Source organism: Streptomyces sp. NPDC036813 (assembly GCF_055609245.1).
The window spans coordinates 133,711-147,028 of record NZ_JBVJPV010000022.1 but is presented as its reverse complement, the minus strand read 5'-3'; the positions used below and the strand labels follow the sequence as shown (position 1 = coordinate 147,028).

Sequence of the window (13,318 nt, the reverse complement as noted above, 5' to 3'; positions counted from 1 at the left end):
CATCGCCCGCCTGCACAACCTCACCCTCACCGGATGACAGGCAAACGAGCAGGTCAGCCTGCATGCCTCAGATCATTTACGGGACAACCTCTAGCGTTCCGGTGCGTCCCGGCGTTCCGGCGTTCCGGCCTCTCGGCGGCCCAGCGGCCCAGCGGCCCAGCGGCCCGGCGGCCCAGCGGCCCAGCGGGGCCAGCGGGGCCAGCGGGGCCAGCGAGTCAGCGTTCCAGCGACCCAGCGTTCCAGCGACCTAGAAGAAAGAGCACCCCGTGCCGATCCAGCGCAAGCACACCATGTACCACTCGACCATCCTCGACGCCGACCCGGACACCGTGTGGGCGACCATCCGCGACGCCATGCAGATCCTGGAGATCGTGTCCCCCGGCGACCTGGACGTCCACCGGGACGTCAGCTGGGTGGAGGGAGGCTCGGTCGACACGGTCCCCGCCCGCTACGACTTCAAGCTCACGCTCAGCGGCAAGGTCGTCCAGCAGGAGATCGCCGCTCGCGACGAGATCAACAGGACCCAGTCATACCGGGCCGTCGCCCCCACCAGCGGGGTCGCCAGCTACGAGGCCACCATCCGGGTGTTCCCCATCACCAACGACCCGGCCCGCAGTTTCTTCGACTGGTCGCGGATCCTGGAGATCGCCGAGGACGCCGACCTGAACGTGGTCGAGGGCATCATCGAGATCATGGAGAAGCAGACCGACTGCGTACGGGACCACTTCGCGCAGACCGCGAAGTGAGTGACGTGACGACGCTCGTACTGCTGCGGCACGGCGAGACCCTGCTCACCCCGCAGCGACGGCTCTCCGGCAGCGGAGGATCCAACCCGGGACTCTCACCGGCCGGCCGCCGCCAAGCCCGGGCGACGGCGGACGCCCTCGCCCACCGCGGCGACATCGACGCGGTCGTCACGTCACCGATGCGGCGCTGCCGGGAGACCGCTCAGTCCGTCGCCGCGCGGCTCGGCCTGAACGTCCAGGTCGACCGGGACCTGCGAGAAGCGGACTTCGGCACCTGGGAGGGCCTGACCTTCACCGAGGTCCGCGAACGCTACCCGGACGACCTGAACGCCTGGCTCGCCTCGCCCGAGGCTGCCCCCTCGGGCGCGGGCGAGACCATGCAACAGGTCATCCGCCGCGTCGCCGCCGTACGAGACGCCCTCCTGACCCGGTACGCCGGCGGCACGGTGCTGGTCGTCTCCCACGTCGTCCCCCTCAGAACCCTGCTCCGCCTCGCCCTCCAGGCCCCACCCCACACCCTGTTCCGCATGGAAGTCGCGGCAGCCTCCCTGTCGACGGTGACCTACACGGAGGACGGCACCGCCACGGTGCAGACCCTCAACGCCACCCACCACTTGAACTGACCCGCCCTGCCCGTGGGCCCGGCACACATGAGGTGCGCCGGGCCCCTCCGGCCTCAGGACGCTCGTCGGGTATGTCCTCGTACGGGCCGCCGAAAAAATCCCCGCCACAGGCGCCCGCGACGTGGCGATCAAGCAGCCGCTGCTCGGGCAGGACCGCTAGGATCGGGCCGCTTCCTGCTGAATTCGTCCGTACATCCCCCAGCAGTCAGGTCCCGAGTGAAGCAGGCGATGAAGGACTCCGGGGAGCCGTAGAAGGCGAGACGCATGTCCTCGCAGTCCACCCCGTCGAAGGTGACCTCGCCGTACGTTCCGAACAGGGACACGGTTCCCTGTTGCGGGTCAGCGATCCCGGGGCAGTTCGCGGCGACATCCGCCTTGTCCAAGCCCCTGGCCGTGAACGTGCCGTCGTCCTTGAACTCGACGGTCCTCCCGGCGAAGTCCGACCACATGCCCGCCAGCTGATCGACGCCGTCCAGCTGGACCGGGTACACGGAGCAGGAGGCCAACAGGCCTGTCACCGCGCATCCCAACATGGCGCCCATGACGGCACGTCGTACCCGCTGATGCCGGTCGGCAGCCATACGGCCCTGCCCCTCATATCTCGCCCATGCCCGGTGGCGACGCCCAGGGAAGCGACACCCGACGGAGCGACGGACATCATCTTGAACGTGTTCAATTCCTGCTGTCGACGGGCCGAGTGTGCGAACGGCGCTGCTGAAACCGGACCCCGAGGAAGGATGGGGCGTGTCGCTCTCCACCGGGCGAGCCAGAGGCCGGGAAGCGGAGACGCCCGGAGCTTCGCCGCATCACCCCGCACCCACCCTGACCAGCAAAAAGCCCTCCCCAGGGGGAGGGCGGAGACATGCGCCCCCGGCAGGACTCGAACCTGCGGCCAAGCGCTTAGAAGGCGCTCGGTGGGCCACCCCATCGCTGACCCGCTGCTCTTACCGCGCCGCGCACGTCATGGTCTGGACTTCGACACGCATTCGACCCGGCTCCGCCTACTCGTAGATCGTCGCTGCTTGCAGAGCTCGCGCGAAGAACGTCCAGTCACCGGCAGGCGGCAACTCCTGGCCGGTGTTGCGGTACCAGCCGTCCGCGTCGTCGATCCATGCCGCCAGAGCCTCCAGGAAGCTCGGAAGGTCCGCGTTCTCCCATGAGCATTCGTCCTGGGCGTGACTGCGCCGCAGGGAACGAACGAGGGCTGCCAGGTCTTCTCTGCTGTCAACGCGGTCAGGCGGACTCGTCATGCTGCGGACCCTACTTGGCACACCAAGTTCGAGGCGTCCTGCGTGGGCGGAGCTAGCGGTTGATCGGGATCTCGTAGACGATCTCGCAGTGTGCGGCGGGCACCACGATGTCCGCTGTCTCCACGGGCCGTCCCTCGTCGCTGTAGTACGTCCGCCCTGATGTGCGTGACGAGCGCGGACTTCTGAACGCCCAGGAGCGAGGCCTCCTCGGCGGTCGCCTGCCGAGGCTCCGGCTGCTCCACGACGTGGCTGACGGTGATACCGATAGCGGCCATGCGGTTCACGACGCCCGCCCCGGCGTGCGGTCCTCCCTCAGGGAGGACGACGAGTGTGCCGGCGGTGAGGTCGTACGGCTCCCAACTAGTCGACAGCTGCAGCGGCCTGCTGTCGGCCAGGAACTCGTACGTCGTGCGGACGCAAAGGTCACCCTCGGCGATGCCGAGCCGTGCCGCGATGTCCGCCGGCGCCGGGCCTTGGCGTGGGTCCGGCTCTCCCAACCCCCTTGCCTGCCAATGGCCTTCATACCGCATCCGCGACCTCGCGCGGCGACGCCGGGATCTGCTTGTTCTAGGCAACTGCATCATCGACGGTTGGTTCCCAGGGTGGGCTTCTCGCTCCGCCGCCTCCCTGGAAGGGGGCCGCCAACCTGTGTCGGCCAACCTGAGAATGCTGGTCGCAGACATACGCGAGAGATCGGTCCACCCCCTCGAGTCGACGGCCGTGATGAGCTGAGGTGCTCCAGCCACTTGCTGCACTTGGGACAACCTGAGTCAGTGCGTCGCCCGTGGCTCGCGACTCCGTCGGCGCGGGTCGACCAGCTCCCATCGGATTGGCGTCGCCAGCGCACCACCGTTTGCAAGGCGGAGCCGCACGACGCAGGGTGGAAGAAGAGGAACTGCGGAGCCGTACAGACGCAGCTTCCCGAGTCGATGCCGCTCGTGAAGAGAAGTATCAGCATGCCCTTGAGGCGTGGATCCGTTCGCCAGCTATGGGGGTATCGACATCATGGGGTTTTCATTCAAGGTCAACTACAGGGCTAGAAAGAAAAAAGTTGATGAACTCCTTGATCCTTTGATCCGGGAACTCGGCGGGCTGGACGTTAAATGGAAGCCATATCCAAGCATCGCCCTCCCGATAGCCGTCGATATCATCTTCGTGCTGGCTGGTGTCCTAATTTACCGGTCCAGTCATTCACCTGCGGTACTAGACGGAATAAAGACTCTTTCCTATGCCTTGATAGGTGCTGGCATATTTCACGCAATCACAAAAATGGCCGAACATGAAGAACGTCAACTCCATCTCATGGTGAGCAGACTCGTCTTCGATGCAATAGAGAAGAGATCTGCAAAAGCCTCTGCCGAGGTCGACTTCGTCCGAACTGAAATTGATCGACTCGAGAAACTTGTAGGCCCCGTCTCGGGCGCCGAAGCGCTGGGCCTCAAAAGAATATTTGTGCCTGACAGCAGCGACGAATGTAGGGCAACCAGAAGTAGAATGGTGATCCGGGACCAAAGGTTGACGGTCGTCGCGACAACCTTTGACTGCCGCTGGCTCGGTGACGACCATAAAGACGAGTTGGCGGCACGATTCCGCGACACCACCAAGAAGACCACTCTTATCATGATCACTCCTGCGTCGATCGGATTTCAGGCCTTGGCGGCAAAACGTGCACTAGACACCGGCGAAGGTATGCATCACAAGGCAAAAATCATGGAAGGTGAACAAGAGCGATTTATACAACACGTACTTTTCTCGCGAAATGGCTCCCGCTCGGCCGCGTTGGCGAGCAGGCATCAGATAATCGGAGTCCCGTGGTACCATCCCCATTTCCTTTTGTTGGGCGACAATGAAGCCATAATCGGCTATCCCTTCACTGTGACTGGATCCCGACGATCAGCGTTTATGTACGAAAGAATGGTCGAGGGCGGACTCTACAACGCTCTCAAAAAAGACGTGGAAGCACTCACAGTCGAATCTGCAAACAAGACCGATCTTACGGTTGGTGTTAAATCCCCTGCCTTGCGCTAACCCTGCCGTCGCGCCACTTCGTGTGTCGTTGCCTATGGAACACGTCCCTGCAGCGTCTTGTCTTCGGCCGCCGGTACACCGGCCTCCTTGGCCTCGTGCTCGATCTCGACTGCCCAGCCAAGGGGGCTTTGATGGCGGAGTCGTTGATAGAGCCACTCGGCGAACGGCCTTGTGTGCCAGGGCTCCAGAAGGCGAAGTCTTCCTCGATGCCGTGTGTGGCCAACGCTGCTCGATAGCCGATCAGCATGGAGTCCCAGGTGCTGTAGGGAGTCGCCCCGTAGCCACACGCCGGGGCGGAGACGTATCTCATCGAGGTAGTCATGGACGCCGGAGAGTTCCGTGAGCTGTCTCGGCCGTCGACGGGCGTTGCTTGCACCAGTCATCGAGCCAGACGCTACCCGCCGTCGTGCTCGACCAAGCCACGTCATGCGCTTGCTGACCCCGTCGTCCGTGAGCCACTCGACTCCTGTCGACTCGTGCGAAGTGCGCTTGATGTCGCCGGACGGCTTGAATCGCACGACCAGCGTCACGACGCCTCGGCTGGTGTCCTCGGGGACCGACACGGGAGAGGACCGCGAGCAACGCGACCTGAAAGGCGGGCGGAGGGCGAGACGTGCACCGTGCCGGGGCATCCTGTCTGACGCGCATCCTTCGGCAGCACATCGAGGAGCGAAGAGCTCCAGCCGGGTGATCTGCTCTTCCAGGGTGAGTCTGGCGGCATCCTCGCCGGGTCCCGTCATCCGTCGGGCGTGGCGGAGCGCCCGTCGACAGAGCCACCCGCGAAAACCCGCTGACAGCCGTACAGCCCCGGACCCTGCCCTTGATCATCGAGGGGGCGTCCGGGGCTTCGTCACGCCACCCGGCACCCGCCCTGACCAGCAAAAAGCCCTCCCAAACGGGAGGGCGGAGACGTGCGCCCCCGGCAGGACTCGAACCTGCGGCCAAGCGCTTAGAAGGCGCCTGCTCTATCCACTGAGCTACGGGGGCCTGGTGTGGCCTCGGTCGTGGGGGCGGGCGGGCCGCACCCTGACGTTGCCGGGGACAAGGATAGGGCTCCCGGTTCCTTGACCCTGTCGCTTCGCCTCCGTGGCTCGGTGTGGAGGTTCGGTGAAGCGGTCCCGATAATCGCAGGCAGGTGCGAATCGTGCAGCGCTTTTGGCGCCTCGCGGGCCGGGTGTTGTGCACTCGTTATGCCTGCGCTGTGCTCATGTCCCGGTCATCCCTTCCGTCCCTTGTGTTCTATCGGCGCGCAGACATGCCTATATGCTTCAGAATTCCCTCAAAATTGGGCATTCTTCGCATGTGGTGACCTTGGACGTACGGCCTCAGCTGCTCGACGCACTCTCCGCCCTGCGCGACCGTGTCGCCGCCGCACGCTTTCCGCTGCCTCTGGCGGGAGCCCCACGCGCGCGTGCCAACCGGGACGAACTGCTCGCGCAGCTCGACGACTACCTGGTGCCCCGCCTGCGGCGGCCCGACGCCCCGCTCCTGGCCGTCGTGGGCGGATCCACCGGCGCGGGCAAGTCGACGCTCGTCAACTCCCTGGTGGGCAGACGCGTCAGCGAGGCGGGCGTACTGCGGCCGACGACCCGGACGCCGGTGCTGGTCTGTCACCCGGACGACCATCACTGGTTCAGCGGGACACGGATCCTGCCCGGCCTCCCCCGGGTGTGGGTGCCCCATCAGGAACCCGGCGACGAAGAACTGCTCCTGCCCGGGGACAACCCCACGCGCGCGTTGCGCATCGAGACCGCCGACAACCTGCCGCCCGGCCTCGCCCTCCTCGATGCCCCCGACATCGACTCCCTCGTCGCCGACAACCGTGTCCTGGCTGCCGAGCTGATCTGCGCCGCCGACATCTGGATCATGGTCACCACCGCCGCCCGCTACGCCGACGCCGTGCCCTGGCATCTGCTGCGCACCGCCAAGGAGTACGACGCCACCCTGGTGACCGTTCTCGACCGGGTGCCCCACCAGGTCGTCTCCGAAGTCTCCCGGCAGTACGGCGCCCTCCTCACCAAGGCCGGCCTCGGCGACGTACCCCGCTTCACCGTGCCCGAACTCCCCGAGTCCGCCTGGGGCGCGGGGCTGCTCCCCGCCAGCGCCGTCGCGTCGCTGCGCACCTGGCTGGTGCACCAGACGCAGGACCCCGCCGCCCGCCGGCACGCCATGGCCCGTACCGTCCACGGCGTCCTCGACAGCCTCAAGTCCCGGCTGCCCGAACTGGCCAGCGCCGCCGCCCAGCAGTACGCCGCCGCCCTACGCCTGACCGCCGCCGTCGACGGCGCCTACGACAACGAGCACGCGCGCGTGCGGAACCGGCTCCAAGCCGGTGCCGTCCTCGCCGGCGACGCGCTCAAGCGCTGGCGGGCCTTCCCGCTCGACTGCACGGCCGGTGAACTGCTCGACGCGCTCGTGGAGAGCCTCGCCACGCTGCTGCTGTGCGCCGTGACCGCCGCCGACGAGCGCATCGACGAGGCATGGCGCCGGGAACCGGGCGCGGACGCCCCCGGCCTCGCCGACCGCGACTCCGGCCTGGAGAGCGCCGAGCACCGCATCGGTCTCGCGGTACGGCGCTGGCGGCGCGAACTGGAGGAGTACGCCGAGGAAGAGGTGCGCGAGATCGAACGCGGCGCCGCGCCCGATCCGGAGGCGCTCGCCGCGCTCGTCGCCACCGCGCTGCTCGGTGGCCGCCGGGCGCGCTCCGCCGGTGAGGGCCTGGCCGAACGGATCGGTGCCCACGGCGCGCTGCGGCTGCGCGACCGGGGCGGGCGGCTGCTCAACGAGCACGTGGACCGGGTGCTGCACGCCGAACGTGAACGCCGGCTGGCGCCTCTGGACGAACTCGACGTCCACCCCGAGCCGCAGGCCGAACTCATCGCCGCGCTGTCCGTACTGCAGAAGGAGAGGTGACCGGTGACCGCCGTCACTGACCAGGACCACACCGAGCACACCGATCACCTCGGTCGGCCCCATCACGTCGAACACACGGATCGCATCGATCGCATCGATCGCATCGATGACAGTGATTACGCCGATCACGTCGATCACGTCGATCACGTCGATCGTGCCGGTCACGTTGATCACGACGATGATCTGGACCAGCTGAATCAACCCGATCACCCGGATCACTCAGTGGAGAAGGCCGTGGACGACGACGAACGCCGGGGGGAGGACGGCTCCGCCGTCACGGGCGCCGGGCCGGATCGCGCGGGCAAGGGGGAAGGCGGGGAGGGGCCGGGGAGCGCCTTGTCGAATGAAGCCGCGCCGGAGGGCACTGCCGGTGCTGTCGTGACGCAAGGGAGCACGGAGGACGCCCACTCTTCCGACACCGACCATGAGGGCGCTCAGGCGCAGACCTCCTCCGGTGCCGTCGCCGGCTACGCGCGTGTGCCCGGCGGGCGTACCGAGCCCGACGGCGCCCCCGGCGACCGTACGAAAACCGACCGCGTGCAGGACGAGCGGGCCGTCGGCGGCCGTGCGAAATCCGATCGGGGGAAAGACGAGCGGGCCGCCGGCGACCGTACGGCATCCGAGCGCGCGAAGGGCGAGCGGGCCGCCGACGACCGTGTGAAGGCCGAGTCCGCCTCCGACGACCGCGGCCAGGCCGGTGCCACCGGTCATGACGATGCCGCCGGGGTCTGGGACGACGGCCTCATCGCCCGGCGGGTCACGGAGTCCACCGCCGCCGAACAGACGCCGTTGGAGCCGCGGGCGCCCGGGCCGCTGAGCGTCGCGCCACTGGCGTACGACGGGCCCTTGCGCTCCCGGCTGGACGCGCTGCGCGAGCTCGTCGGGCTCTCCCGCACCCGCCTGGACAACCGCACCCTCGCCGAGGCCGGCCGGGTCCTGGACGAGGCGTCCGCGCGGCGCCGGCTGTCCGGACAGCACACCGTCGTCGCGCTCGCGGGCGCCACGGGAAGCGGCAAGTCGCAGTTGTTCAACGCGCTCGCAGGAGTGCCCATCTCGGAGACCGGGGTACGGCGGCCCACCACCGCCGCGCCCATCGCGTGCAGTTGGAGCGACGGCGCCGTCGGCCTGATCGAACGGCTCGGCATCCCGCCCCGGCTGCGCCGCCGTCCGCTGCAGAACGCCGACTCCGAACAACAACTGCGCGGGCTCATCCTGGTCGACCTCCCCGACCACGACTCGGCGGCGGTGCAGCACCGCGAACAGGTGGACCGCATCCTGAAGCTGGTCGACGCCGTCATCTGGGTCGTGGACCCGGAGAAGTACGCCGACGCGATGCTGCACGAGCGCTATCTGCGGCCCATGGCGGGACACGCGGAGGTGATGTTCGTCGTGCTCAACCAGATCGACCGGTTGCCCGGCGAGGCCACCGATCTGGTCCTGGACGATCTGCGGCGGCTGCTCGACGAGGACGGCATCGCGCTCGGCGAGTTCGGCGAACCCGGTGCGAACGTGCTGGCGCTGTCCGCGCTCACCGGCGACGGCGTGGGTGATCTGCGGGAGGCGCTCGGGCAGTTCGTCGCCGAGCGGGGGGCCGCGGCCCGCCGTATCGCCGCCGATGTCGATGCGGCCGCGGTCGGGCTGCGCCCGGTGTACGCCACCCGACGGCGGCCCGGGCTGACCGAGGAGGCGCGCGAGGAGTTCTCCGCGCAGCTCGCGGACGCGGTCGGCGCCACGGCGGCCGGCGAGGCGGCCGAGCGGGCCTGGCTGCGCAACGCCAACCGGGCCTGCGGAACGCCGTGGCTGCGGCTGTGGCGCTGGTACCAGGACCGCCGCGAACCCGCGACGGGCCGGCTGCCGCTGCGCTCCCAGCCCGACGAGGAGGCCACCGCGCGGCAGCGCGTCGAGCACGCGGTGCGCACCGTGGCGGACCAGGCCTCGGCCGGGCTGCCCGCGCCCTGGGCGCAGGCGGTGCGGGAGGCGGCGGTGCGCGGCGCGCAGGGGCTGCCGGAGGCGCTGGACGAGCTGACGACGCGGGCCGGGCTGCCTCCGGGGCGGCCGCCGCGTCCCGGCTGGTGGCCGGTCGCGGTGCTGGCGCAGGCGTCGATGACGCTGCTGCAGATCGTGGGCGGCGTGTGGCTGGTGGGGCAGATCATCGGGGTGATGGCGCCGAACCTGGGCGTGCCGGTGCTGCTGATGGTGTGCGGGATCGTCGGTGGTCCCTTCATCGAGTGGGGATGCCGGATGGCGGCACGCGGTCCGGCCCGGCGGTACGGGCAGGAGGCGGAACGGCGGCTCAGAGAGGCGGCCGGCGCGTGCGGCCGGGCCCGCGTGCTCGATCCGCTCGCCGCGGAGCTGCTGCGGTACCGCGAGGTGCGGGAGCAGTACGCCCGGGTCACGGGGGTGGGGGTGAGTCACTGAGCCGGTGAAGGGGGTGGGTGAGGGGTCGCGGGACGACGGTTCACCCGTGCGGGTGGCGGAGTTGTCCACAAGTCGGGGCTGATCCACAGCGCTCAGCGGGCCCGGCCCGACGGAGGCAGTCTGGCTGTGCGGCGATCGCGACGGACGCGGTTGTCGCACAGGTGACGGCGATTGCGACGGACGCGGTTGTCGCACAGGTGACGGCGATTGCGACGGACGCGGTTGTCGCACCGGCAGCCGCTACGGACGCGGCTGCCGTGCGCGGCGGCAGAGGGTTCGACCCGGCCGCCGTGGCCAGACGCCGCCGTCGGGACGGGCCCGTCGGCGTATCCGGGAGGGGTTACCGAGATGAACGAGACGATGATCTGCGCGGTCGGCAACGTGGCGACGCAGCCGGTGTTCCGGGAACTCGCGTCGGGCGCGTCGGCGCGCTTCCGGCTGGCGGTGACCGCGCGCTATCTGGACCGGGAGAAGAACACCTGGACCGACGGGCACACCAACTTCTTCACGGTGTGGGCCAACCGGCAGCTGGCCGTGAACGTGGCGGCGTCGCTGAGCGTGGGCGATCCGGTCGTCGTGCAGGGCCGGCTGAAGGTGCGCACGGAGGTGCGGGAGGGCCAGCCCGGCTGGACATCCGCCGACGTGGACGCGGTGGCGATCGGCCACGATCTGGCGCGGGGCACCACGGCGTTCAAGCGGACGAGCCGACCCGAAGGGGCGACCGCCACCGTCACCGCGCAGCCGGGGCGCCCCGAGCCCGACTGGGAGACGCCGCGCCCGGAGGAGCCCCAACGGCAGGCTGAGACCCTGGCGGTGACGTGACGTCAGGTTCCCGATGTCGGGATACGCCCACGGCGGTACGACTGCGGCTTATCGGCACATGCATGCCGAAGCATCCGGTGGATTTGTCGATAAGCCCAGCTCGCAGGCGGTGTCCGCGATAACGATTACGAGTCGGATCACCGGTCCGACAAGATGACGGCGAATGCCGGTGCGACGGCCTCCCTAGGATGCGGGAGAGCTCTCGGGGCTCCCGATTCTGCTGGTGGGACCGCATACCCCCCACGTCAAGGGGTCCTGCGCGAAGGGGAATTGCTGTGTTTTGTTCGTTCGCCGCGCTCACGGCGCGGTCCGTGCGCGGGCGAGGAACGAGCCGGTTCGTCGCCGCCGCACTGGTGTCCGGCCTCGTCGCCGCGGGCGCGCTGACCGGGGCCGCACCGGCCTCGGCGACCGAGGTGCCGCAGAGCCCGGCCGGGGCGATCGCGACCATGGGCGGCCTGAAGACCTTCGGAACCGCGGTCGTCCACGACGGCAGCACCGACCAGCAGGTGTCGGCGGGCCTGTTCGAGATGTCCGTCGACGGCGGCGGCACTCTGCAGACGTACTGTGTCGATCTGTACAACCCCACGCAGCGGGACGCCAAGTACCACGAGACCCCGTGGAGCGGTACCTCCCTCGGCGCGAACAAGAACGCGGGCCGCATCCGCTGGATCCTGCAGCACTCCTATCCGCAGGTGAACGACCTGGCGGCGCTGGCCGAGAAGGCCGGCATCCACGGGGGACTCACCGAGCAGGACGCGGCGGCAGGAACCCAGGTGGCCATCTGGCGCTACTCCGATGGTGCGCGGGTAGACGCGGTGGACCAGCAGGCCGAGCAGCTCGCCGACCACCTCTTCAGAAGCGCCCGCGAGCTGCCCGAGCCGGCGGCCTCGCTGACCCTGGACCCGCCGGCGGTCTCCGGTCACCCGGGTGAGCTGCTCGGTCCGGTGACCGTGCACACCGGCGCGGCAGGCGCGGTCGTGTCACCGCCGGCCGACGCGGCGCTGAACGGGGTGCGGATCGTCGGCAAGGACGGCAAGCCGGTGACCGCCGCGCCCGACGGTACGAAGCTCTTCTTCGCGGTGCCGGAGAACGCCGCGGCCGGCACCGCCCAGCTGACCGTGCAGGCCTCCACCACCGTGCCCGTGGGCAGGGCCTTCACCTCCGACAGCCGCAGCCAGACGCAGATCCTCGCCGGGTCCAGCGAGTCCACCGTATCGGCGCGGGCGAGCGCGACCTGGGCCGCCCAGGGGCCGATACCGGCGCTGTCGGCGAAGGAGGACTGCGTCAAGGGCGGGGTGGACATCACCGCCGTCAACCGCGGCGACCAGCCGTTCACCTTCGAGCTCATGGGCACCACGTACACCGTCCCGGCCGGCGCGCCGCGCACGGTGACGATGCCGCTGCAGGAGGACCAGCCCTACGACGTCACGATCACCGGCCCCGCCGGGCTGTCCCAGCGGTTCACCGGTGTACTGGACTGCAAGACCCGGGGCGCTACGACCACCCTGTCCACGCAGACCGTCGCGGAGCCGAGTCCGGCCACGGTCGGCGGTTCCACCGGCGCCACGGTGCCCACCAACCTCGCCGACACCGGCGGCAGCGCCCTCACCCCGCTGATCGCGGGCTCGGCCATCGGCCTGGTGGTGATCGGCGGCGGAGTCCTGGTACTGCTCCGGCGCCGGGAGGCCGAGGGTGGCTGATCACCGGGTGTACCGGGAGTGCCCTACAGCTTCCTGGACCACCTGGCGCTCGCGAGCTGCCCGAACAACAGAGCCATCGCCATGAACCGCACGCCGGGCTCCGTCGACGCGGAGTGAGAGTTGGGGTGCGTCCAGGGGGCGGCCGGAGCGGGGGCCTCGGTCCCGGGTGTTCCACGGCGGCCGGGCATGCGGCTGTCAGTGTCGGCTGTTGCTGAACCCGATGACCACGGCGCCCCACCAGCACAGCTGGGACACGAGGGCGGTGGCGGCGCCCCGAAGCAGCAGGCGCGGGGCGGGCTCGGCGGCGGGCTGCTGGACCAGACGCCGGTTGAGCAGCCCGGCCTGCAGGCCGTTGAGGGTGAGGGCGAGCACCAGGACCAGTTTGAGCCGGGTGAGCGGGGAGCTGAGGTCGGGGTGGAGCAGGACCCCGCTGGCCACCAGTCCGGCCAGGCCGGTCCAGATGGGCATGTGCAGGCGGCCGGCCCCTTGTACGGCATCGCGCAGGGTGCAGCGGCGTGTCAGGAACAGCAGGGCGTAGTAGTCGGCGACGAGCACCGCGCCGAAGCCCAGCACGAGGAAGGCCAGGTGGGCGAAGAGCGCAACGGTATGCAGAGCGGGGTCCACACGCAGATGCAGGGACACCCAGGCACAGGCCGCGAGCGCCGACCCGGCGGCCCAGGTCAGGCGCACCGGCCCGGCGGTGTGGGCGCCCGGGCTCGCTGGGAGGCGGTGAGCGCCCGCGCCCCAGCCGGTGGCTGTCGAGAGCTACCGATGAGAAGGTCTCCGTGCCCAGCGGGCGAGAGCGGCCCCCGAGCGCC

At 69.4% G+C, this 13,318-nt stretch carries 9 protein-coding genes, 1 tRNA gene and 2 pseudogenes; 7 read left to right on the top strand and 5 right to left on the bottom strand.

What is annotated here, in order from left to right; all coding sequences use genetic code 11:
* Positions 1 to 266: 266 nt before the first annotated feature.
* Positions 267 to 746 carry an SRPBCC family protein gene (locus ACZ67Q_RS34970; RefSeq protein ID WP_471190425.1) on the top strand — a complete coding sequence of 160 codons (480 nt, stop codon included), beginning with the start codon at positions 267 to 269 and terminating at the stop codon, positions 744 to 746.
* 8 nt (positions 747 to 754) lie between these two features.
* Positions 755 to 1,369, top strand: a pseudogene (locus tag ACZ67Q_RS34965) (histidine phosphatase family protein); the annotation flags it as partial.
* 128 nt (positions 1,370 to 1,497) lie between these two features.
* Here ACZ67Q_RS34965 and ACZ67Q_RS34960 read toward each other — a convergent pair.
* From ACZ67Q_RS34960 to ACZ67Q_RS34950, 3 genes and pseudogenes are all read right to left on the bottom strand, one after another.
* Positions 1,498 to 1,887, bottom strand: a complete 390-nt coding sequence (locus ACZ67Q_RS34960) for a hypothetical protein (RefSeq protein ID WP_471190423.1) — start codon at positions 1,885 to 1,887, stop codon at positions 1,498 to 1,500.
* A gap of 483 nt (positions 1,888 to 2,370) precedes the next feature.
* Positions 2,371 to 2,619: a DUF7660 family protein gene (locus ACZ67Q_RS34955; RefSeq protein WP_471190421.1), complete on the bottom strand. Its 249-nt coding sequence runs from the start codon at positions 2,617 to 2,619 to the stop codon at positions 2,371 to 2,373.
* 52 nt (positions 2,620 to 2,671) lie between these two features.
* A pseudogene (locus tag ACZ67Q_RS34950) lies at positions 2,672 to 3,142 on the bottom strand (UTRA domain-containing protein); the annotation flags it as partial.
* A gap of 446 nt (positions 3,143 to 3,588) precedes the next feature.
* On the opposite strand from ACZ67Q_RS34950, the gene ACZ67Q_RS34945 reads away from it, so the two are divergent.
* Positions 3,589 to 4,647: a hypothetical protein gene (locus tag ACZ67Q_RS34945; RefSeq protein ID WP_471190419.1), complete on the top strand. Its 1,059-nt coding sequence runs from the start codon at positions 3,589 to 3,591 to the stop codon at positions 4,645 to 4,647.
* Between the two features lie 914 nt (positions 4,648 to 5,561).
* Here the strand turns inward: ACZ67Q_RS34945 and ACZ67Q_RS34940 are convergent.
* Positions 5,562 to 5,634 (bottom strand) — tRNA-Arg (locus ACZ67Q_RS34940).
* 315 nt (positions 5,635 to 5,949) lie between these two features.
* Between ACZ67Q_RS34940 and ACZ67Q_RS34935 the strand changes: the two genes are divergently transcribed.
* The 4 genes from ACZ67Q_RS34935 (at position 5,950) to ACZ67Q_RS34920 (ending at position 12,500) form a co-directional block, all read left to right on the top strand.
* On the top strand, positions 5,950 to 7,560 hold the full coding sequence (locus ACZ67Q_RS34935) for a dynamin family protein (protein ID WP_471190417.1): 1,611 nt from the start codon (positions 5,950 to 5,952) through the stop codon (positions 7,558 to 7,560).
* Positions 7,561 to 7,938: 378 nt separating this feature from the next.
* Positions 7,939 to 9,978 carry a YfjP family GTPase gene (locus ACZ67Q_RS34930; RefSeq protein ID WP_471190415.1) on the top strand — a complete coding sequence of 680 codons (2,040 nt, stop codon included), beginning with the start codon at positions 7,939 to 7,941 and terminating at the stop codon, positions 9,976 to 9,978.
* A gap of 348 nt (positions 9,979 to 10,326) precedes the next feature.
* Positions 10,327 to 10,800 (top strand): single-stranded DNA-binding protein, encoded by a 474-nt coding sequence (locus ACZ67Q_RS34925; protein ID WP_471190413.1) that lies wholly within the window; start codon positions 10,327 to 10,329, stop codon positions 10,798 to 10,800.
* A gap of 311 nt (positions 10,801 to 11,111) precedes the next feature.
* Positions 11,112 to 12,500 (top strand): TQXA domain-containing protein, encoded by a 1,389-nt coding sequence (locus ACZ67Q_RS34920; RefSeq protein ID WP_471190412.1) that lies wholly within the window; start codon positions 11,112 to 11,114, stop codon positions 12,498 to 12,500.
* Between the two features lie 195 nt (positions 12,501 to 12,695).
* Here ACZ67Q_RS34920 and ACZ67Q_RS34915 read toward each other — a convergent pair whose 3' ends face one another.
* Positions 12,696 to 13,190, bottom strand: a complete 495-nt coding sequence (locus ACZ67Q_RS34915; protein WP_471190410.1) for a hypothetical protein — start codon at positions 13,188 to 13,190, stop codon at positions 12,696 to 12,698.
* Positions 13,191 to 13,318 lie beyond the last annotated feature (128 nt).